22 protein-coding genes are annotated in these 21,079 nt (G+C 63.1%); 11 read left to right on the forward strand and 11 right to left on the reverse strand.

Going from position 1 to position 21,079, the window contains the following annotated elements:
- Positions 1 to 158 precede the first annotated feature (158 nt).
- Both V1283_RS34105 and V1283_RS34110 read left to right on the forward strand, forming a co-directional pair.
- On the forward strand, positions 159 to 929 hold the full coding sequence (locus tag V1283_RS34105) for a hypothetical protein (RefSeq protein ID WP_334390996.1): 771 nt from the start codon (positions 159 to 161) through the stop codon (positions 927 to 929).
- 62 nt (positions 930 to 991) lie between these two features.
- Positions 992 to 2,536, forward strand: a complete 1,545-nt coding sequence (locus V1283_RS34110; RefSeq protein WP_334390997.1) for a cation:proton antiporter — start codon at positions 992 to 994, stop codon at positions 2,534 to 2,536.
- Between the two features lie 15 nt (positions 2,537 to 2,551).
- Here V1283_RS34110 and V1283_RS34115 read toward each other — a convergent pair whose 3' ends face one another.
- The 4 genes from V1283_RS34115 to V1283_RS34130 all read right to left on the reverse strand — a co-directional run bounded on the left by V1283_RS34115 (position 2,552) and on the right by V1283_RS34130 (position 7,014).
- Complete coding sequence (locus tag V1283_RS34115) at positions 2,552 to 3,358, reverse strand: SDR family NAD(P)-dependent oxidoreductase (protein ID WP_334390998.1); 807 nt, start codon at positions 3,356 to 3,358, stop codon at positions 2,552 to 2,554.
- A 111-nt stretch (positions 3,359 to 3,469) separates the two neighbouring features.
- Complete coding sequence (locus V1283_RS34120) at positions 3,470 to 3,844, reverse strand: DUF1850 domain-containing protein (protein WP_334390999.1); 375 nt, start codon at positions 3,842 to 3,844, stop codon at positions 3,470 to 3,472.
- The gene (locus tag V1283_RS34125) at positions 3,841 to 5,949 is read right to left on the reverse strand and encodes a TRAP transporter permease (RefSeq protein ID WP_334391000.1); all 2,109 of its coding nucleotides are present in this window, start codon (positions 5,947 to 5,949) and stop codon (positions 3,841 to 3,843) included. The genes V1283_RS34120 and V1283_RS34125 overlap by 4 nt, the downstream gene beginning before the upstream one ends.
- Before the next feature lie 117 nt (positions 5,950 to 6,066).
- Positions 6,067 to 7,014, reverse strand: a complete 948-nt coding sequence (locus tag V1283_RS34130) for a TAXI family TRAP transporter solute-binding subunit (RefSeq protein ID WP_334391001.1) — start codon at positions 7,012 to 7,014, stop codon at positions 6,067 to 6,069.
- A 198-nt stretch (positions 7,015 to 7,212) separates the two neighbouring features.
- Between V1283_RS34130 and V1283_RS34135 the strand changes: the two genes are divergently transcribed.
- The 4 genes from V1283_RS34135 (at position 7,213) to V1283_RS34150 (ending at position 13,248) form a co-directional block, all read left to right on the forward strand.
- Complete coding sequence (locus V1283_RS34135; protein ID WP_334391002.1) at positions 7,213 to 9,240, forward strand: TRAP transporter permease; 2,028 nt, start codon at positions 7,213 to 7,215, stop codon at positions 9,238 to 9,240.
- Positions 9,241 to 9,266: 26 nt separating this feature from the next.
- Positions 9,267 to 10,226, forward strand: coding sequence for a TAXI family TRAP transporter solute-binding subunit (locus tag V1283_RS34140; RefSeq protein ID WP_334391003.1), 960 nt, complete (start codon positions 9,267 to 9,269; stop codon positions 10,224 to 10,226).
- A 129-nt stretch (positions 10,227 to 10,355) separates the two neighbouring features.
- Entirely contained in the window at positions 10,356 to 11,603 is a 1,248-nt protein-coding gene (locus V1283_RS34145; protein WP_334391004.1) for an MFS transporter, read from the forward strand.
- Between the two features lie 427 nt (positions 11,604 to 12,030).
- Positions 12,031 to 13,248, forward strand: coding sequence for an EAL domain-containing response regulator (locus V1283_RS34150; protein ID WP_334391005.1), 1,218 nt, complete (start codon positions 12,031 to 12,033; stop codon positions 13,246 to 13,248).
- A gap of 7 nt (positions 13,249 to 13,255) precedes the next feature.
- Here the strand turns inward: V1283_RS34150 and V1283_RS34155 are convergent, their stop codons facing one another.
- Complete coding sequence (locus V1283_RS34155; RefSeq protein WP_334391006.1) at positions 13,256 to 13,735, reverse strand: hypothetical protein; 480 nt, start codon at positions 13,733 to 13,735, stop codon at positions 13,256 to 13,258.
- Positions 13,736 to 13,934: 199 nt separating this feature from the next.
- Here V1283_RS34155 and V1283_RS34160 point away from each other — a divergent pair, with 199 nt between their 5' ends.
- Positions 13,935 to 14,240, forward strand: a complete 306-nt coding sequence (locus V1283_RS34160) for a hypothetical protein (RefSeq protein WP_334391007.1) — start codon at positions 13,935 to 13,937, stop codon at positions 14,238 to 14,240.
- Positions 14,241 to 14,285: 45 nt separating this feature from the next.
- Here V1283_RS34160 and V1283_RS34165 read toward each other — a convergent pair whose 3' ends face one another.
- The 4 genes from V1283_RS34165 to V1283_RS34180 form a co-directional block, all read right to left on the reverse strand.
- Positions 14,286 to 15,482, reverse strand: coding sequence for a hypothetical protein (locus V1283_RS34165; protein WP_442895800.1), 1,197 nt, complete (start codon positions 15,480 to 15,482; stop codon positions 14,286 to 14,288).
- A gap of 263 nt (positions 15,483 to 15,745) precedes the next feature.
- Positions 15,746 to 16,006, reverse strand: a complete 261-nt coding sequence (locus tag V1283_RS34170) for a tripartite tricarboxylate transporter substrate-binding protein (protein ID WP_334391010.1) — start codon at positions 16,004 to 16,006, stop codon at positions 15,746 to 15,748.
- Positions 16,003 to 16,719 (reverse strand): Bug family tripartite tricarboxylate transporter substrate binding protein, encoded by a 717-nt coding sequence (locus V1283_RS34175; RefSeq protein WP_334391011.1) that lies wholly within the window; start codon positions 16,717 to 16,719, stop codon positions 16,003 to 16,005. Before V1283_RS34175 ends, V1283_RS34170 begins: the two co-directional genes overlap by 4 nt.
- A 147-nt stretch (positions 16,720 to 16,866) precedes the next feature.
- On the reverse strand, positions 16,867 to 17,493 hold the full coding sequence (locus V1283_RS34180) for an NUDIX hydrolase (RefSeq protein WP_334391012.1): 627 nt from the start codon (positions 17,491 to 17,493) through the stop codon (positions 16,867 to 16,869).
- Between the two features lie 125 nt (positions 17,494 to 17,618).
- Here V1283_RS34180 and V1283_RS34185 point away from each other — a divergent pair, with 125 nt between their 5' ends.
- From V1283_RS34185 to V1283_RS34195, 3 genes are all read left to right on the forward strand, one after another.
- On the forward strand, positions 17,619 to 17,999 hold the full coding sequence (locus V1283_RS34185; protein ID WP_334393274.1) for a PaaI family thioesterase: 381 nt from the start codon (positions 17,619 to 17,621) through the stop codon (positions 17,997 to 17,999).
- A gap of 111 nt (positions 18,000 to 18,110) precedes the next feature.
- On the forward strand, positions 18,111 to 19,133 hold the full coding sequence (locus tag V1283_RS34190) for an aldo/keto reductase (RefSeq protein ID WP_334391013.1): 1,023 nt from the start codon (positions 18,111 to 18,113) through the stop codon (positions 19,131 to 19,133).
- Positions 19,134 to 19,245: 112 nt separating this feature from the next.
- The gene (locus V1283_RS34195; RefSeq protein ID WP_334391014.1) at positions 19,246 to 19,491 is read left to right on the forward strand and encodes a PilZ domain-containing protein; all 246 of its coding nucleotides are present in this window, start codon (positions 19,246 to 19,248) and stop codon (positions 19,489 to 19,491) included.
- Positions 19,492 to 19,596: 105 nt separating this feature from the next.
- On the opposite strand, the gene V1283_RS34200 is transcribed toward V1283_RS34195, so the two are convergent.
- Together V1283_RS34200 and V1283_RS34205 are read right to left on the reverse strand one after the other, a co-directional pair.
- Positions 19,597 to 19,887: a hypothetical protein gene (locus V1283_RS34200; protein ID WP_334391015.1), complete on the reverse strand. Its 291-nt coding sequence runs from the start codon at positions 19,885 to 19,887 to the stop codon at positions 19,597 to 19,599.
- A 328-nt stretch (positions 19,888 to 20,215) separates the two neighbouring features.
- A complete protein-coding gene (locus V1283_RS34205) occupies positions 20,216 to 20,404 on the reverse strand; it encodes a hypothetical protein (protein ID WP_334391016.1) in 189 nt (62 codons plus the stop codon).
- Between the two features lie 155 nt (positions 20,405 to 20,559).
- On the opposite strand from V1283_RS34205, the gene V1283_RS34210 reads away from it, so the two are divergent.
- A complete protein-coding gene (locus tag V1283_RS34210; RefSeq protein WP_334391017.1) occupies positions 20,560 to 21,054 on the forward strand; it encodes a YciE/YciF ferroxidase family protein in 495 nt (164 codons plus the stop codon).
- Positions 21,055 to 21,079: the final 25 nt, after the last annotated feature.

Genomic DNA, 21,079 nt, shown 5'->3' on the forward strand with positions numbered 1-21,079 from the left:
TTTCGACAACGGGCGCGTGCGAGTATCCGTTTTCGTACGGGGATAGATTCCGGCTGAAACGTGACACGCGCGAAAACATCATCGTCCGCACGCGAACGGATAGGTTCGGTCACGAAATTTGTCTTGAACCTTTCACGGGTATCGCAGACTCAATATCCATGACCACACTGACCGACTTCAATCCGCCGCGCGCCATCGCGCAATCCCAATCAGGTTACTTCTACTTTTACATGGCGCTGGCGTGCACGGCCGTCGCCTTTCTCGGCTTTGCACCGACTTATTGGCTGCCGATGGCCAAGCGCTCGTTTTCTGCCTCGCCCGTCGTGCATTTTCACGGACTATTGTTCTTCGCCTGGTCGCTCTACTTCGCATTCCAGAGTTGGCTTGCCGCGTCCGGCAAGGTCGCTTGGCACCGCGCCATCGGGATGATCGGCGTGTCGCTGGCGACCGCGATGACGATCTTCGGCTTCCTGGCGGCTGTCAATGCGATGAAGCGCTCCGCCGCGGCGGGATTGACCGATGATGGAATCGCATTCGCGATTGTTCCGCTAAGCGGAATTCTGTTCTTCGCTGTCGTGTTCGCGCTGGCCATTGCCGCCATCCGCAAGCCCGAGACGCACAAGCGGCTGATGCTGCTGGCCGGCATCTCGCTGCTGGACGCCGCGGTCGCGCGCTGGTTTCTGACCTTCCTGGCGCCTCCCGGCCCTCTCGGTCCACCGCCGGTGCCGGTGACCATCCCGCCCGCCTTCGTCGCCTATCTCCTGCTGGTCGCCGCCATCGTCTACGACTGGCGCACGCGAGGCCGGCTGCATCCGGTTTATGTCTATGGCGGCATTGCGCTGATCGCCATCAAGCTGCTGAACTGGCCGATCAGCACCACGCCGCTCTGGCATTCCTTCGCCGGCGGCATATTGGCGATGGCGCAATAGACTTGCCGGATTTGGTGCTAGATTGATGGCGACATCGATCTCGACCGGCAGGAATCCCAGATTTGCTAGCTTTCGAATGGATTATCGGGCTGCTGCTTGGCGCGGTGCTGCTGTCCGCGCTGGCGCGGCGGCTCAAGGTGCCCTATCCGACTTTTCTTGCGATCGGCGGCATGTTGCTGGCCTTCGCGCCAGGAAGCCCCTCGTGGACGCTGGAGCCTGAACTAGCGCTGGCGCTGTTCGTGGCGCCGGTGCTGCTGGACGCCGCTTTCGACACCTCGCTGCGCGACCTTCGCAACAACTGGCTGCCGGTGTCGACACTGGTGCTGGTCGCGGTCGGGGTCACGGCCACCGCCGTCGCTGTCGTCGCGCACTGGTTGCGCCCGGACATGCCATGGGCGGTTGCGATCGCGCTCGGCGCCATCGTGGCGCCGCCCGACGCCGCGGCGGCCACCGCGATCCTGCGTCAGGTCAACCTGCCTTACCGCATCCAGAAGATCCTCGAGGGCGAAAGCCTGCTCAACGATGCCAGCGCACTCCTGATCTACCGCGTCTGCGTCGGCCTGGTTGCCGCCGAGCACATGAAGGTGCACGAGTTCGTGCCGTCCGTTGCGCTGGCGCTGTTCGGAAGTCTCATCGCCGGCTTCCTGTTCGCGCGGGTCTGGACGCAGATCACACGCCGCATTACCGAGGCGCCGAGCGCAATCATCACGCAATTCGCCGGCACCTTCATGGTGTGGATCGTCGCCGAGCATATCGGGCTGTCCGGCATTCTCACCATCGTCGCCTACGCGATCACGATCGCCCGCACCGCGCCCGAGCGTACCCCGGCGCGGCTGCGCGTGGCCTCCTATGCGGTGTGGGAAACCGTCGTGTTCGTGCTCAACGTGCTGGCGTTCATTCTGATCGGCATGCAGCTCAATCCGATCTGGTCCGGGCTCGACGACGAGGTGCGGTTCAAATATTGCAGCTTTGCCGCCACAATCCTCGCCGTCGTGGTCTTCGCCCGCATCGCCTGGGTGATGCCGTATGGCGCCTTCCTGCGCGCCTTGAACGCCCGCGGCCTGCTTCCTTCGCATGTCTCTCCCGCCGTACCGACGGTGGAACGCGGCATCATCGTGTCCTGGTGCGGGATGCGCGGCATCGTTACGCTGGCGGCCGCCTTCGCCTTGCCCGAGAGCTTCCCGTACCGCGATCTCATCCTGCTGACGGCCTTTGCCGTGGTGCTGGGGACGCTCGTGGTCCAGGGCCTGACGCTGCGGCCGGTGATCCTTGCGCTGAAATTCGAGGAGGACGATCCGGTCGCGCGCGAGGCCGCTCAAGCCCGCTGCATCGCCTATCGCGCCGCGCTCGAGGCGATCGAGGCCGATCCGTCCGAGGAGGCCGAGATCCTGCGGCTCGAATACCGCGCCGTGCTGCTGCGCGCCGAAACCGAACCCGAACTCGGCATCGCGAGCAGCGAGCTGCCGGCCGATCCGCTGCGCCGCCGCGCCATCGGCGCGGCACGAGAGGCGCTGTTGAGGATGCGCCAGTTCGAGGAGATCAGCGACGACGCCTTCCACCAGGTGGAAGAAGAGCTCGACCGCGCCGAGCTCAGCGCGCAAGCATAATGGAGCGACAGCGCGTCAGGCGCCCGACTTGCTGGTGATGCCGCCGTCGACCACGAGTTCGATGCCGGTGACGTATTTCGATTCATCCGACGCCAAAAACAGCGCGGCGTTAGCGACGTCCCAGGCGTCGCCCATGTGTCCCATCGGCACCTGCGCGTCGCGCGCCCGCCACATCGCCTCGACATCGCCCTTGGCGTAGCTCTGCGCGAGACCCGCCGAATGCTCGACCATCGGCGTCTTCATCAGCCCCGGCAGGATCGCGTTCACGCGCACGTGCTTTGACGCGAATTCGACCGCGGTGGTGCGCGTCATCTGGTTCATCGCCGCCTTGCTCGCATTGTAGCTGACATAGGAAATGCCGACATGGCGGATCGAGGCGATCGAGGAGATGTTGATAATCGAGCCGCCGCCCTGCTTGGCCATCACCGGAATGACGTGCTTCATTGCGAAATAGGCGCTCTTGAGATTGACCGCGAAGACGTGGTCCCAGCTTGCTTCGTTCACCTCGACGACGCTGCCGACCTCGGCGATGCCGACATTGTTGTCGAGCACGTCGATACGGCCATAGGCCTTCAGGCATGCCGCCACCATCGCCTCGACTTCCGCCTCGCGGGAAACATCGGCGGTGAAGGCAACGGCCTTGCCGCCCTCCTTTGCGATGATATCGACGGTTTCCTGCGCGGCAGCGGCGTTGCGATCGACGCAGAACACCTGCGCGCCCTCGCGGGCAAAGGTGACGGCGGTCGCCTTGCCATTGCCCCAGCCGGGACCGATCGAGCCCGCGCCCACCACCATCGCCGTCTTGCCCTTGAGCCGTTCCATCGACTTCTTCTCCCTTAGAGTTTCTCATTTTTCTTGTAGCCCGGGTGAAGCGAAGCGCAACCCGGGATTCTTGTTGGCGGTTTTCCCGGATTGCGCTTCGCTCCATCAGGGCTACGGGTTGCAGGCGCTCATGACGGTGACATTGGCTCCGATCGGGTGGCCAAAAATCTTCGACAATGTCCGGCAGTTTCCATCATGGCACAGCCGCCACTCGCCGGCAGCCCCGGAATTGCCGAGCACGACTTCCGGCATCACCGCGCGCTTCGGTTGCCATTGAAACCAGCCGTTGACAAGCCGCGCTTCCGGCGGCGGCTCCATGCCGGCGCCGGATCCCTTGACGCGCGCTTGCACAAGTTCCAGCCCCCGCGGCGTGACGCGCCAGTCTTCCTGCCAGTCGATCTTCTCGACCGAGTGCGTCCACACCAGCGTAAACGCCGCGACCGACAGCGTCTTCACGACCCCGGCTGAGGCGAGGCAGAGGCTCAAGCCGCCGCCACCGCGCTACTCGAACGCTGCCGCCATTGCCAGACCACGACGGCCGCCGCGAGCGCGAAACCGATGGTGTCGCTGAAGGCGAACTCGCCGAGCAGGCAGAGCGCCGCAACGAATGCGACCGCGATCTCAAGCCAGGTCAACCGCGTAAACAGGAAACCGATCGCGACAACGCCGAACAGGCCGATCGCGATCAGCGCCTTGAGCATCGCCAGCGCCACCGCGCCGTAAAAACCGAATTGGACCGCCATGGGATCGCCGGCCTGCAGCATCAGCGCGGGCGAGTAGACGAAGATGAACGGAATGACGTAGCCCGCGAGCGCGATCCGCATCGCCTCCCAGCCGATCCTGTCGGGATTTTCCTTTGCAATCGGCGCGGCCGCGAGCGCGGCGAGCGCCACCGGCGGCGAGAGGTCGGCCATGATGCCGTAGTAGAACGCGAACATATGGCTCGCGATCAGCGGCACGCCGAGTTTGGCGAGCGCGGGTGCGGCAAGCGCCGCGGTGATGATGTAGGTCGGAATCGTCGGGATGCCGGTGCCGAGCAGGATCGACAGCAGCATGGTCATGACCAGCGCCAGGAACAGGCTCTTGGCGCCGAGCCCGATGATCCAGCCGCCGAAGATGGTGCCGACGCCGGTCTGTGTCATCATGCCGATAATGGTGCCGACGATGGCGCAGGCCATGCCCACAGTGAGCGCCGATTTGGCGCTGTCAGCCAGCGAATCGCGGCAAGCGGCGAGCGTCGCCCGGCCGCCGCGCGTGATCGCGGCAATCAGGACCAGCCCGCCGACGACGCACGACACCGGAACGATCTCGAGGCCGTTGCGCGACACCGCAGCCACCACCAGCGCAAGCCCGATCCAGAAGATGTAGCGCACGACGGTGCGGGAGAGCCCGAGCGTGACGCTGGCGCCGAGGATCAGCGCGACCGTCAACGCAAGCCCCATGCTGCCGGCATAGAGCGGCGTAAAGCCTTCGAACAGCATGTAGACCAGCGCCACCAGCGGCAACACCAGGTACCAGCGCTCTACCAGCGCCTTCCAAGCGTTCGGGATTTCCGAACGCTTCATGCCGACGAGGCCGTGCTTGCCGGCTTCCAGATGCACCATCCAGAATGCGGAGGCGAAATAGAGGAGGGCCGGGATCACCGCGGCCTTGACGATCTCGGAATATTGCACGCCGAGCGTCTCGGCCATGATGAAGGCGACCGCGCCCATGACCGGCGGCATGATCTGTCCGCCCATCGAGGCCGTGGCCTCGACGCCGGCAGCGAAGGCGCGGCGGTAGCCGAACCTGATCATCAAGGGAATCGTGAACTGGCCGACGGTGACGACGTTAGCGACCCCGGAGCCGGAGATCGTTCCCATTAGCCCTGAGGCAAACACCGCGACCTTGGCAGGCCCGCCACGGGTGCGGCCGAACAGGCCGAGCGAGACGTCGGTAAACAGCTGGATCATGCCGGCGCGTTCGAGGAACGAGCCGAACAGGATGAACAGGAAAATGTAGGTCGCCGAGACATAGATCGGCACGCCGTAAAATCCCTCGGTGCCGAACGACAAATGGGTGATGACCTGATCGAAATCATAGCCGCGATGGTTGAACGGCTGCGGCAAGTACTGGCCGAAGAACCAATAGAGCAGACACGCGCCGCACATCAGCGGCAGCGCCAGTCCCATCAACCGCCGGGTGCCCTCGAAGATCAGCACGGCCAGCAGCGTGCCGACCGCAAGATCGACGCGCGTCGGGTCGCCGTCGCGGGCGATCAGGTCGGCGTAGAAAATCCACTGGTACAGTCCGCACAGAAAGCCCGCGCCGCCAATCAACCAGCCGAGCGCCCGGCCGAAATCGCTTTTGGCGGTGAAGTTGCCGATCAGGCCGAAGGTCATCAGCAGCAGGAAGCCGACGTGAACGCCGCGCACCACCTGGCTCGGCAGATAATTGAACGCGGCGACGTAGAGCTGGAAGGCAGCAAAGACGATGCCGATCGCGTAGGCGAGATAGCCCCAGCCGCCGGGGCCGAAGCCTGCCGGAAAACCATGCTCGAAATTGTCGAACTCGACCTTAACGGGCTCTTCCGGCCCCTCGGCTTGCCGCATGTCCGTGATTCCCTGCCCGCGCCGGTTATACCGGCCCGGCCCCTACTCGGAAAGGCGAGAAAGCACGAGGCTCCGCCAAGCACTCCGTCGTTGCGAGCCAACGACGGCGAGAGCCCTCTACTTCATCAGTCCTTTTTCCCTGTAGTAGCGGATCGCTCCGGGGTGCAGCGGCACCGGGCTGCCGGTCGCGGCCGTCTCGAGCTTGATCTCCCTGCCGGCCGCGTGCGCATTGACGAGTTCGGGAAGCGATTCGAAGATCAGGCTGGTCATCTGATAGGCCAGATCGTCGGAGACCGCCGAGCTCGTGACGAGATAGTTGACCACCGCAGCCGTCGGGACGTCCTTGTCCTGGCCGATATAGGTGTTGGCGGGGATCGTCGCCGGCACGAAGGGCGGGCCGATCTTGTCGACGACGGCCTTCGGCACCGACACCACGGTGATTTCGGTCGACGTCGAGAGATCCTTCAGCGAGGCGACGCCGAGGCCGGCCGACTGCAGCGTCGCGTTGAGCTGGCGGTTCTTCATCAGGTCGACGGATTCGGCGAACGGGAGATATTCGACCTTGCCGATGTTCTTGTAGGTCATGCCGGCGGCCGCCAGGATGGCGCGCGAGTTCAGCTCCGTGCCGGACTTCGGCGCCCCGACCGAGAGGCTCTTGCCCTTGAGGTCGGCGAGCGTCTTGATGCCACTGTCTGATGTCGCGACGATCTGGATGTAATTCGGATAGATCGCCCCCAGGGTGCGGAGCTTGTCCAGCTTCGACTTGAAGCCGGCCTCCTCGTCGCCTTCCCATGCCGCCTTGAGCGAGTCGCCGAGCGCAAACGCGAGTTCACCGCGGCCCTGCTGCAGCAGGATCAGGTTCTCGACCGAGGCCTTGGTGGCCTGCACCTGGGTCTTCACGTTCGCAATCTTGTCGCTGTAGATCTTCCCGATGGCGACGCCGAGCGGATAGTACACGCCGGAAGTTCCGCCGGTCAGGATGTTGATGAATGACTGCGCATGCGCGCCGGGACCAAAAAATATTGCCGCCGTGGCGACGGCGGCTGCAATCAATCTGGAGTTCATGAAAACCATTCTCCAATTATTTTGGCGGGGAAATTGGACGGGCGGCGGCTCCGGGTCAAGCCGTCCGATAAGCTAAAAAAGATGCCCCGACATGCGCCCACAAGGCCCTTGCCACGGTTACCCAAATTGGACTGAATGCGCCCGCGAAAGGCCCGGGGGACACCGGGTCTGGGAGTTAACGGGGTCTCCGGGGAAAGCATGTCAGCAGACAACACAACGCCGCCCAATGACGAGGTCGTTGCGGTATCCGACGAAGCATTGCAGAAGGCGGAATCCTTCGTCGAGGCGGAAGAAGGCGCGGCCAACCGCCTGATGGGCTGGGCGGGAAAAATTTCGACCGCGATTGCCGTGGTCATGAGCCTGTTTCACCTCTACGCGGCCTACGCGATCGTTCCGACCCAGGAACTGCGCTACACCCACGTCGCGTTCACGCTGGTTCTCAGTTTCCTGCTGTTTCCGCTGGCGACGCGCTTTCGCAACCGCGTGCGCTGGTGGGACATCGTTCCCGGGATCGTTGCGGTCGCGACCATCGTCTACGCGCTGTGGGGCGGCGACGACTTTACCGACCGCGCCACCACGCCCGACCGCTGGGACGTGATCGTCGGCATCGTCTTCATCGTGCTGCTGCTGGAGGCGACGCGGCGCACGACGGGGGCGATCATGCCTGTCGTCTCGTTGCTGTTCATCGCCTATGCGATGCTCGGTCCGCACTTGCCGGCGCCCTGGACTCATCGCGGCTATGACGTGGATCGTCTGGTCGGCCATCTCTTCATTACGTTGGAAGGCATTTTTGGCGTCGCGGTCGACGTGTCGGCGACGCTGATCATCCTGTTCACCATCTATGGCGCGTTTCTGCAGCAATCCGGCGCCGGCAAGTTCTTCATCGATTTCTCGCTGGCCCTGATGGGCGGCAAGCCGAACAGCGCCGGCCGCACCGTGGTGCTGTCGTCGTTCCTGCTCGGCGGCCCCTCTGGATCGGGCGTCGCCACCACCGTGATGATCGGCACCGTGGCGTATCCGATGATGGCCAAGGCGGGTTTCGAGAAAAACGCCGCGGGCGGCTTGCTCGCCGCCGGCGGGCTGGGCGCGATTCTGTCACCCCCGGTACTGGGCGCCGCCGCGTTCCTGATCGCCGAGTTTCTCAAGATCAGCTATCTCGACGTGATCTGGATGGCGACCATCCCGACCTGTCTCTATTACATGTCGCTGCTGTTCATGGTCGAACTCGACGCCAAGAAATTCCACGCCAAGGACGTGACTTTCACACCCGAAATGTCGCTCGGCCAGATGACGAAGCGATACGGCTTCCACTTCATCTCGCTGCTCGCCGTCGTCGTGTTCATGATCATCGGCTATTCGCCATCGCTGTCGGTGTTCTACGCCATCGTCGTCACCTTCGTGCTCAGCTTCCTGCGCAAGGAAACCGCGCTGATGCCGAAAAAGTTGGTGAAGGCGCTGGCCGACGGCTCGATCGGCGCGCTGAATGCCGCGACCACCTGCGCCTGCGCCGGCATCGTCGTCGGCATCGTGACACTGACGGGCCTCGGCCTGAAATTCTCGTCGATCGTCATCAGCTATGCCGGCGGCAGCCTGCTGCTGACGGCGATCTACACCTCGCTGATCGTCTGGATCATCGGCCTCGCGGTGCCGGTGACGGCCTCCTACATCATCTGCGCGGTGATTGCGGCGCCTGCACTGATCAAGCTCGGCGTGCCCGATTACGCCGCGCACATGTTCATCTTCTACTACGCCGTCCTGTCCGAGGTTTCGCCGCCCACGGCCCTGTCTCCGTTCGCGGCGGCGGCAATCACGGGCGGCGACCCCTACAAGACCACCCTGCAATCCTGGAAATACACGCTGCCGGCGTTCCTGGTGCCGTTCGTGTTCGTGCTCGACCCGCAGGGCGTCGGGCTGCTGCTGTCGATCCCGAAGGGCGGCTCGTGGGTCGATATTGTCGAGATCACGATCAAGACGACCTTCGGCCTGTTGGCGCTGGCGGCATTCGCCCAGAACTGGGCGCTGCGACAAAATACGCCGGTGGAACGCGGCCTGCTTCTGCTATCCGGGTTGCTGCTGGTGTTTCCAAGCCTGATCGAGGCGATCGTCGAATCGATCATCGGCCGCGATATCAGCTACACCTATGTGCCGGGCCTGATCATCGGTCTCGGCGTATTGCTGTGGCAGGCCAGAACGCGGTCGCCAGAGCGGCCGGCGCTCACGACATAGTCAATGAAGGGATTAAGGAGACAAAAATGAAAAAGACCACAGCCATATTGGCGATGACTCTGGGGCTCGCATTCGCGGGCACAGCCCACGCCCAGCAGAAGACAATGTCGATCGGAACCGGCGGCACCGGCGGCGTCTATTACCCGCTGGGCGGCGCCGTCGCCAACGTCCTCTCAAAGAGCCTTCCCAACGTGCAGGCTACCGCCGAGGTGACCGGAGGGTCGGTCGACAACCTCAAACTGATCGGCGCCGGCAAGAGCGAACTGGGCTTCACCATGGCCGATGCCGCGCTCGATGCGTTGCAGGGTCAGGACAAGTTCAAGAGTGGCAAGCTGCCGCTGCAGGCGCTGCTTGTGGTCTACCCAAACCGCATGCATGTCGTGACGGTCGAGGGCACGGGCATCGAGACCATGGCTGACCTGAAGGGCAAGCGTGTCTCGACGGGATCTCCGGGCGGCGCCACTGAAGTGATGGCATTCCGCGTCATCGAGGCCGCCGGCCTCGACAAGGACAAGGACATGAAGCGCGAACGGCTCGGCGTTGCCGAATCCGTCAATGCCATCAAGGACCGCAAGATCGACGCGTTCTTCTGGGTCGGCGGCATTCCGACCGCCGCCGTCACCGATCTCGCCGCGACGCCGGGCATGAAGATGAAGCTGATCGACCACGGCGACCTGGCCGAGAAGATGAACGCCAAATACGGCAAGCTCTATTCGCCGAGCAAGATCAAGGCGGGCTCGTATCCCGGCTACGACAAGGATAATTCCATCACCGAAGTCTGGAACCTGATCGTCACCGGCGACAAGATGAGCAACGAGGACGCCTACACCATCGTCAAGACGCTGGTGGAGAAGAAGGCCGACATCGTCGCCGTACACAAGGAAGCCGAGAGCTTTTCGCTCGACAACCAGGTGCAGGAGCGGTCGCCGATCCCGTTCCATCCCGGCGCGCTGAAATATTTCAAGGAAAAAGGTATCGGCGGCTAGGTATCCGCTCCGTCCACTACGAAGCTTCAAATGACCGCGGTCAGATGGCCCGCGGTCATTTCTTTGCACGATGGGAACCCAGCGCAGCCAACTGCCGTTGGCTGACGGTTGAAACCGTGCGAGCACGCTTTGGGCACCACCGTCAGAACACAGACCGTCGAGCGGGCACTGGATGCGCTGAATTTCTTTCTCGCCGACGTACGGGATGGCCTCGGCCCCTATCTCGCGATCTACCTCCTGACAGAACAGAAATGGGACGAGGCCTCGATCGGCGTGGTGATGTCGGTGGCCGCCATTGCAGGTATCATCGCCCAGACGCCCGCCGGCGCGCTGATCGACCGCTCAACGGCCAAGCGTGCATTGATGGTGATGGCGGCCATCCTCGTCACCCTTTCCTGCGTCGCCTTGCCGCTGATCCACCGCTTCGAGCTGGTCGCGGCAACGCAGGCGGTCGCAGCCGCCGCGGGCGCGATTTTTGCTCCTGCGGTTGCGGCCGTGACGCTCGGCATCGTCGGCCCGCGCGCCTTTGCCCGCCGCACCGGCCGCAACGAGGCCTTCAACCATGCCGGCAATGCGGTGGCTGCCGCCATTGCCGGCGTCACGGCCTATTCGTTCGGCCCCATCGTGGTGTTCTGGCTCCTCGCCGCGATGGCGGTCGCGAGCATCTTCGCCACGATGTCGATCCCATCGGACGCAATCGACCATCATGTCGCGCGCGGCCTCAACGATACGACGGAAAAGGATGGCAGCCGGCACGACATGCCGTCCGGCTTTCAGGTGCTCCTGACCTGCAGGCCGCTGCTGATTTTTTCGGTTGCGACGGTCGCATTCCATTTTTCGAATGCGGCGATGCTGCCGTTGCTCGGGCAGAAGCTGGCGCTCGTCAACCGTGACCTCGGCACCACACTGATGTCGGTCTGTATTATCGCCGCCCAAATGGTGATGGTGCCGGTCGCGATGTTGGTCGGACGCAAGGCGGATGTTTGGGGACGCAAGCCGATCTTCGCCGTCGCGCTGGCTGTGTTGATGCTGCGCGGCATGCTCTATCCGCTCTCCGACAATCCTTACTGGCTGCTGTCGGTCCAGTTGCTTGACGGCGTCGGTGCCGGAATTTTCGGCGCGCTGTTCCCGCTCGTCGTCGCCGATCTCACGCGCGGCACCGGACATTTCAATATCAGCCAGGGCGCGATTGCGACCGCCGCCGGCCTTGGCGGCGCGCTCAGCACCACGGCCGCAGGCCTTATCGTCGTCAAGGCCGGCTACAGTGCGGCATTCCTCTTTCTGGCGGCAGTCGCTGGTGCAGGGCTGATCGGATTTGCGACCATGATGCCGGAGACATTCCGGCGTGCGCAGGATGAGGGACGGCTTGGCGGCTAAAGGATAGCGTCTGCCGTTTTTTTCGAGGCAACTGTCGAACTCGACCGCGTTTGCCGAACACCGCGCGGTCATTTTATATGCTGACAAAAAGTTGTGCGTTGCGTCATTGCTGCTCCCGCGAAGAAAAGGCGGAAGACGGTGCGCAAGCCGCGAACATCGCGGCGCCGACAAGCGACACAGGTGTTAACGCGCGGGACTGATCAGATTTTGCACAGGCAAGGCATCAGCTCACTGAAAGCCCATGAAATGGATGGGCTTATCCGATCTTCGGCAACGGACCGCTGAGCCAGGACGATTTCCTAAAACTTTTATTCTTGTCGGCGGCTTTAACCCTACTGAAGTAATCCTGTGACCCTCCGCAAATTTCCGTAATTGCGACCTCAACGCGGATGTACCAATGGCGCCGGGGTATCTGTTGGAGGGCGGCATGGAGCAGGTCATCTTTAGCGAGCATTCGCGCGCAACGCACTTCGGGCATCGGAAGCTGGCGCCCAGAGCCTGCGTCGTCGACAGCAAAAAGCACCTCCGATTGTTCCTTTCCGACGCTCTCGAGGATCTCGGCTTCGTGACCTGCGAATGCGGTCAGGCCGGCGATTTGGCGGGCATATTGCAGGCGGAGCAGCCGGACCTGATCGTGCTCAGCGTGTGTGTCGACGGCATCAATGTCGGCGAAATTCTCGAGGTCATTGTCCGCAAGAATTTCGGCGGCAAGGTCCTCGTCATCGGTCAACCCGACTCGATCATGGTAAAGGCCGTCAGGCAAATTGGCGACGAATACGGCATTGCCATGCTGCCCTCGTTGCAGACGCCGTTCGGCGCGGCGAGCCTGCGCGCCAGCGTCGCGGCGCTGCTGCCGGTCGAGCCGGCGCCAAGTCCCGCCGTCGATGTCGCCGAGGCCCTGAAGGCCGGCTGGCTCGAATTGTGGTATCAGCAGAAGGTCAACATCCGCACGCTGGTTCCCAGTGGGGCGGAAGCACTGGTCCGGATGCGGCATCCCGCCTGGGGCGTGGTCCCGCCGGCCTATTTCATTCCCGACGACAAGGATCCGCATTTTCGTAAGCTGTCCGAATTCGTGGTCGGTCGCGCCATCGAGGACTGGCGCTATCTGCTGGAGAGCCAGGGTCCGGTCGACCTTTCGATCAACCTGCCGGTATCGTTCTTCGGCAACGCCGCGGCGGTGCGCGATCTGTGCCGCGCCATGCCCACCCACCCCGCCTTCGGCGGTCTTTTAATCGAAATCAACAGCAGCGAAGTGATCGAGCATCCGGACCTGGCGGTGGACGCCGCAAGACGCCTGCGCTTGCACAATATCGCGATCGCCATCGACAATGTCGGCGCGGAATGGCCGTCTCTCCTGGAACTGCGGAGCTTCCCGTTCGTCGAGCTGAAGGTCGACCAGCAATACATCAACGGCTGCGCGGACGACCGGCTGAAGCAAACGGTATGCCGGCGCATCGTCGAACTGGCCCGGGACAACGGCGCCCGCGCCGTCGCCCAGGGCGTGGAGACCCGCGCCGATTTTCTCGCCGCGCACGACATGGGGTTCGATCTGGTCCAGGGCTACCTGTTCGGCAAGCCGGTGGCGGTGCGGAAATTTGCCCGGGCGCGCCCTCAGCTCGCGGCCGGTTCCGACAAGATGCCCTGAGCGGGGCTTACTCGAACTTCATGTCGATGCATTTCGAGATGTCGGAGCCGAGGCCGGACGAGATGATGATGCAACCACGCACCTTCGGCGCATTGTTGTCGCTGGCCCACACCGCATAGCCGCCAGGACCGAAGAACGAATTGGTGTTCGGCGCCTCGGTTTCGGTGGCATCGAACGAATAGCTCGAATCGGCATCGAAGATACGGGGCTTCTTGGTGCAGCCGCCGTCGGCCTGCACGTTGATGACTTCCTTGTTGTCCCGCGTCAGCGCCAGTGAGACCTGGCAGCGGAAATACTCCGATGTCTTGGTGTTGAACACATAAGCATAGGATTTGCAGGTCGAGGTGTTGAGCTTGCCCGCGCTCAATCCCCGGCTACAGGCGATCCGCTGGTTGTTGGAGAGCTTGAAATCGTCGGCCTGTGCCGCTTGAGCCAGTGTCATGAACGACAGCGCAACACCAAGACCGATCTTCATGACGTGGTTCATCCTGACCATCCCTATGAGGTTTTTCGCAATGTATGCTTGTAGCCGGAAAGGCGAACATAGTCGCGAAGTCGAACGCGGGGAATCACAAAGTCTCAAGGGCGGCGTGATGCGTCGAAGGTGCCAATTGACGGCACAATGCCGTTCGTGATTTGTTCAAAACGTGGGGCAAGAGGCCGAATGGCTGCGGGGAGGATGGATGATGACGAGCATTTCAACGAAGACGGTTTTGACGGTGGCCGTCCTTGCGGGGTTTTCGACGTGCGCATTTGCGCAAGCCGCGGCGCCGACACCCTGGGAGCTGAAGCCGGACATGGGCTATGCCTACGGCAAGGACGGCAAGACGCTGTCCTACAAGATGGGCACCAACAATGCCGGCACGCTGCTGAAAGGCGCCAAGAAGGTGCCGAAGGGCACCTTGTTCTTCATCGGCGAGAATGGACAGCTTTACATGCGGTCCGGCCCTTATCTGGAGGGCGACGGCAGGTTCATGTTCGGGTCGAATTGAGGGGACTCTTCCCCTCTCCCCCTGTGGGAGAAGAGAAGAAGCAACCTAAAACGCCGCCGCCAATTCCTTCGCACCGGGCTTGGCGCTGTTGAAATCCATCCGCTCGTCGGTGACGCCAAGCAGTTTCGCCACCGTGTTGTGGCGAATCGCGACGGGATTGCGCTCATAGCCGCCGCGCTGGAAGAAATTCGAGGTCGGCACTTGTTCGCGCATCGCCTGCGGCATGGTCACCATGTCGAGGCCGGTGCCGTCGCCGGTCAGGTTCATCATTTCGAGTTCGGCGCCCGAAAGCGGGCGATTGTAGCCCTTGGCACGCGCGAAGATCACGGATGTCAGCAGCTTGTGGGTCTGCAGCATCGGCCCGACGTCGCTATCGAGCACCATGGCGTGCACGGCCCAGCCCTGCGGGGTATTGGCGAGCTTCTCATGCTCGGACCACGTGTCCGGCACGGTGCGCGTGAACGCCACCATCTTTTTCAGCACCGCAAGCTTGTGATCCATCGCCTTGCGCGGCGCACCCGACAACGTGGCGGCCCTTGCCGTCAGCTCCTTGATGAATTCGTGGCCCTGTTCGGCCAGCAATTCTACGCTGTTGGTGGTGAGCAACTGATTGTAGCCGATCGCGGTCGAGATCGCACGGGAGCCCGGCCGCGAGGCGCTCAAGCCCGACTGCATATCGTGATTGCCGGTGCCGCCGGTCTCGAACGAATAGACCCGCACCGCCTGCTCGCGCGTCAGGCCGGCAGCCAGCGCATAGCGGGCATAGGCGCGCTTGAACTCGACTTCAGATGACGGCCGCTGCGGCACGAACTGGAAATTGTCCGCAGCAGCTTTCAGGAGATCGGCGACGACCGGAATCGGCTTGCGCTCGCGCGGCGGCTTCTCTTCCTCCGGCTCCGGATTCACCGGGCGCTTCGGACCGTTATAGACCGGCGGCTGCGTCAGCACGTAATCGTCGAGCGCAATGGTCTGGCGTTCCCGGCGCTTGGCGTTGCGGCCCTTTCGCTTCTCGGAGATCGAAGACCAATAGGCGCCCGCCTCCTCCTCAAACGCGGCGCGCGCTTCCTGATACTCTTTCAGCTTGCGGCGATATTCCGCGATCGCCTGCGGCGAGGCCGCCTGTGCCGTCGCATCGGCGATCGAGGGAGGGAGTATGTCCGCGTCTATCGCCATTGCGGGCACGCCCGCGAACAGCGCGAGCGTGACAAATCCGGAACCCATGCGAATCAATTGCAGGCGCATGGCCCCGTTGTAGCAAGCGCACCCGCGAAGTCAGCCCCGAAAGGATGCGACTCTTTCTTCCCTTCTCCCCTTGTGGGAGAAGGTGGCATAGGCGGCCGTCGGCCGCCGTACTTAGAAAAGGACGCCGCTGCTTTGCATCGGCTATGGGCGCGTAGCGGCAGCGAGACGGATGAGGGGTCTGTTTCGGCGGAGAGAACCCCTCATCCGGCGCTTCGCGCCACCTTCTCCCACAAGGGGAGAAGGGAAGAGTCCCCGCTCGCGCGTCACTCCTGCTCGACGCCGCTGCTCTTCACGAGCTGCGACCACTTCTTCTCATCCTTGTCGATGAAATCGGCATAGTCTTCCGGCGTGCCGGGCGTGATTTCGGTGCCGTCATTGCCCAGCTGCTTCTTCACCTCGTCGGAGGCGAGCGCGTCGCGCAGCGCCTTGTTGAGCTTGTCGATGATCGGCCGCGGCGTGCCGGCGGGCGCGACGAGGCCGTAATAGAGCGAGGCGTCGAAACCGGGCATGCCTGCTTCGATCATGGTCGGCACGTCGGGCCCGAACGGGTGATGCTGGTGACCGCGAGCGCGCGCAGCTTGCCGGCGGAGACATTAGGATGCGAGGCTGGAATCGGCGCGAACGCCATCGGGATGTGGCCGCCGAGCAGATCGGTCAGCGCCGGGCCAGTGCCCTTGTAGGGAATGTGCACCAGCTTGATGCCGGCGGCGCGAGCAAAATATTCGCCGGTGATGTGGCTGGCGGTGCCGGCGCCGGCCGAGCCGAAATTGACCTTGTCGGGATTGGCCTTCGCATAGGCGATCAGTTCGGCCACGCTTTTTGCGGGGAATGACGGATGCACCACCAGCGAATTCGGCGCATTGCCGATCATGCCGATCGGCGCAAAATCCTTGCGCGGATCGTAGCCGGGGCTCTTGTAGAGCGAGGGGCCGATCGCCAGCGTGCCGGTGTAGCCCAACAGCAGCGTGTAACCATCGGGATCGCTTTTGGCGACCGCCTTGGTGCCGACCGTGCCGCCGGCGCCGGGGCGATTGTCGACCACGACCTTCTCGCCGAGCAGTTCGCTCATCTTGTCGGCAATGGCGCGGCCGACGATCGAGGTGCTGCCGCCGGGCGCGAATGGAATGACCAGCGTGATCGCGCGGGCCGGATAGGTTTGCGCTCGCGCGGAATCGGCCGCGACGCTCAGGCCGAGCAATGCGGCGACGACACAGAACCTCTTGATCCACATGGACATTATGAGCGCGCTCCCAGGAACTGTTCTTATTGTTGGCGCAGCCATCGTCGCTGAAACGAGCCGTATTCGCAAGTTGACTTCCGAATGAGGCGCTCACGTCGTCATGGCAATCCATCCTGTCTCACATCGTGAGATGGATGCGCGATCCTACCTCCACGCAAATACCGGCTGTTCCAGTTCGGCGACGCGGGTGTTTCTTCCCGCCAGCACTTCGGCGAATTGATAGATCAGCGCCGCCGTCGGCGCGTGGATGTGCTGACCGGCATGGCGGAAGCGGATCACGCGCCGCGTGCTTTCGGGGATCGTGGTGAAGCTGAAGGCGTCGTTTCGTTCGATGTCGGCGAGGGCTATGCGATGCACCGAGGCGACCTCCGCGGGGTTGGGCACGAGATCGGCGCTGCTGCTCAACCAGACCACGACAGGCGTGATGAGATAGCCTGATCGGGTCGGGTAATCGTCGAGCAGGCCGAGCACATCTTCCTCGCCGAGACCGACGCCGAGTTCTTCGTGAAGTTCGCGCAACGCGGCCTGCACCTGCGTCTCGCCATGGTCGCAGCGCCCGCCCGGCAGCGCCCATTGCGCGGCGTGCGAACGCAAGGTCGCGGCGCGGCGGGTCAGCAGAAACGTCGTCCCCCCGCCAGCCTCGGCTTCCGTCAGCGCAATCGCCACCGCAGCACGTTTCAGCCCGGCCCCCGCCTCGGACGGCAGCCGCGTGAACGCCGCGCAGAGTTCTGCGATATTCCGCCTTGTGGTATCGCCAAATGACCGGACCATCCCGCTTGACTACAACACAAGCCCATCCGATGAAATGACCCGGACAGCATGACAACCCGCAGGAAACGGAACGCTCGACATGACAGCCAAGGCCGCCGGACAAACTCAAATCCGACGGCTGGAAAATCGTCGAAACGTCCGGTTTCCTGCACCTGATCGGCCCGCTATGGCAGCGCGTGGTCGGCGGCACGCACGAATACGCGCTTGCCACCGAGGACAAGCACCACAACCGCCGCGGCCTGGTGCAGGGTGGCGTGATCATGACCTTCGCCGACCGCACCTGCGGCATGACCGCCCGCTACGTCTCGGGCAAGCCGACGCTGGCGACCGTGCAGCTCGATACCCATTTTGTCGAAGCCGGCAAGATCGGCGAGGTTTTGGTGTCGAAGCCGCACGTGGTGCGCTCGACCCGCAGCCTGATTTTCATCACCACCGAGGTGACGGTCGACAAACGCTGTATCGCGATGGCGAGCGGTGTGTTCAAGATATTGAAGAGTGAGGGTTAGACGCTGTCATTCCGGGATGGTCCATAAGGACCCGACCCGGAATCTCGAGATTCCGGGTTCGATGCTGCGCATCGCCCCGGAATGACGGCGAATCTGGAGGAGACCTACCTGATGCAATACCGTAACCTCGGCCGCAGCGGCCTGAAGATTTCGCCGATCTGTCTGGGCACCATGATGTTCGGTGGCCCCACCGACGAGGCGACGTCGTCGCGCATCGTCGCCAAGGCGCGCGAGGCCGGCATCAACTTCATCGACTCTGCGGACGCCTATAATGGCGGCCTGTCCGAGCAGGTGGTCGGCCGCGCCATCTCCAACAACAGGCATAACTGGATCCTCGCCACAAAGCTCGCCAACCAGATCGGCGACGATCCCAACCGCGGCGGGCTGTCGCGTCGCTGGGTGCTGCAGGCGGCGGACGAAAGTCTGAAACGGCTCGGCACTGATCACATCGACATCTACTATTTGCACAAGGAGGACCACGCGACGCCGCTGGAAGAAACCGTGCGCGCCATGGGCGACCTGATGCGCCAGGGCAAGATCCGCTATTTCGGCGTTTCGAACTACCGCGCCTGGCGCGTCGCCGAGATCTGCAACATCTGCGACAACAACGGCATCGATCGCCCGATCGTCAGCCAGCCCTATTACAACGCCATGAACCGCATGCCGGAGGTCGAGCATTTCCCGGCCTGCGGCTATTACGGCCTCGGCATCGTGCCCTATAGCCCCTTGGCCCGCGGCGTGCTGACCGGGAAGTACAAGCCGGACACAGCGCCCGACAAGGAGACGCGCGCCGGCCGCGCCGACAAGCGCATGATGCAGACCGAGTGGCGGCCGGAATCGCTGCAGCTTGCGCAAGAGATCAAGCAGCATGCCGAGGCCCGCGGCATCACCGCCGGGCAGTTCGCGGTTTCATGGGTGCTGAATTCGTCGTTCGTCTCGGCGGTGATCGCAGGTCCCCGCACCGAGGAACAATGGGACGATTATCTGAAGGCGCTCGACTACCGGTTCACGGCCGAGGACGAGGCGCTGATCGACCGGCTGGTGGTGAGCGGCCACCCCTCGACGCCGGGGTTCAATGACCCGGGCTATCCGATCGAGGGCCGGCGGGCGCGGACCGCCGATCAGGCCCGCTGAGCGGACGGCCCTGCGACTTACCACTTGGCGTTGCATCTGGACTGCAACATAGGGTAACGGTTTAGTAACTTTGATCGTCAAAGACTCCCCTGTTCAGGCGGAGGTCCATGCAGTGGACGAGCACAGAACAGCACCACGGCGGCGGCTGTTGAAGGCCGGCAGGATTTCGTTTGGCGGCGGCGCTGCCATCGACTGCACGATCCGCAATCTCTCCGAAACCGGCGCCGCGCTCGAGGTGGGCTCCCCCGTCGGCATTCCGGAACGCTTCACGCTGGTGGTCGAAGCTGACCACCGCCATCTGCCGTGTCGCGTCGTCTGGCGAAAAGAGAGGCGGATCGGAGTTCATTTCGAGACCTGATCGGCGACGTCACTCCACAAGCGGATCTGACACGTCGCCGCGAGTCCGGCCGCATGCCGCGTGACCGAACCCGCCGCGAAATGGTCGCTCCCGCAATCGCGAGCGTCAGTGTCTGGATTCGAGGCTGACGATGACGCCGGTGGGCTCGGGCTCGTGCGGCGACAGTTTCGTCAGCGTCTCATCGCTCCAATAGGCAAGATTGACGATCATGCCGACGGACGTTTCCGGCTCGGCAGCCTCGGTCGGCTCCAGGACGTTGAGCCCGCCGCTGTCGATGAAGAATGTGTGATCGCCGAACATGCTGGCCAGTTGCGGGACCACAGGATGATCGTCGGGAAGCGCCTGGGCTTCGAATTGCATCAACGCGCGTTCCACCTGTGCCGAGTTCAATTTCATGCACGTCTCCTTCTGGCTTTGGTTGGTTTTCCGGCTTCGGGTTGGTTGAGGACCGCGCAACGGCTTGAGCCGCGCGCGGCCGCTTCTTGCGAAAGATAGGGGCGTCAAGGTGTCGGATCCTGATCGCTCGTCCCCACCAGCACCGCGCGCTGGTTCGCAAGTTCTGCTTCAATCCGCGAGATCAGCGGATTGACGTCGGGACATTGGTGCCTCTTTGCTCCCGTTCAACCCGGCAACGAAATTAAATTCGCAATGTTCCAAACAAAGCCCAACCTGAGACAAAGCGAAGTGTGAAATTCCTGTGGCAGCGGACTATCTCCCGTCAGGGCTATCTCCCGTCAGGAATGGGATGCAGCCTTGCCAATTCGTCGAGCGGCAGATGCGCCTCCGCATCGCTCAACGTGAAACGGACAATGACATCCTGACGGCCCACCTGCCCCCAGAGGCCATCCGATGACCATTTCTGCGGCACGGGCCCGCGCAGACCTTCGACCCAGACAAAATACCATTCCGTCATCGAACACCTCCTGGCGCTTGCTGGCCCGTTGGTCCGGAACCAGATGCACCGCGGTCCCGTTGAAAGAGATCGCGAGGCCGCGAACGCGAGGGGCCGCCCGGCTCGAGCCGGTTCCTCCCGGGATGCCACGCCGCTCCCCATATAAGGATCTCGCCATGGAAATCAGCAATTTCAAGGACATGTATCTCGCCGAACTGCAGGAACTGGTGAGTGTGGAGGAGCAGCTTGCGGAAGCGCTGCTGCCCATGGCGGCCGCCGCGTCACATGCCGCATTAAAGGACGCCCTCGTCGACCACCACGCGGAGACGGTCGCGCAGAGGGAACGCCTTTTGGCCATCCTTCGCAGCCATGGCGCGGACCCGACCGCGCATGTCGATCAGGCCATGCAGGCCCTCATCCGTGAAACCCGCAAGATGCTCAGCATCCTGGAGGGCGACGATCTTCGCGATGCGGGCCTGATCGCATCGGCCCAGAAACTCGAGCACTACGAGATCGCCGCTTACGGCTCAGCCGCAGCACTTGCCGGCCAGCTCGAACTGCGCGGTGACCAGATGCTGTTGCACGACAGCCTTTTGGAAGAGAAAGAGGCCGACGCCATTCTCACCGACATCGCCAAGGGCGAAGTCAATCCGGACGCGCTGGCGGCGTGATTGCCGGCAAGCGCGCATCGAGCAT

It is taken from the genome of Bradyrhizobium sp. AZCC 2262 (genome assembly GCF_036924535.1).
Lineage (GTDB): Bacteria > Pseudomonadota > Alphaproteobacteria > Rhizobiales > Xanthobacteraceae > Bradyrhizobium.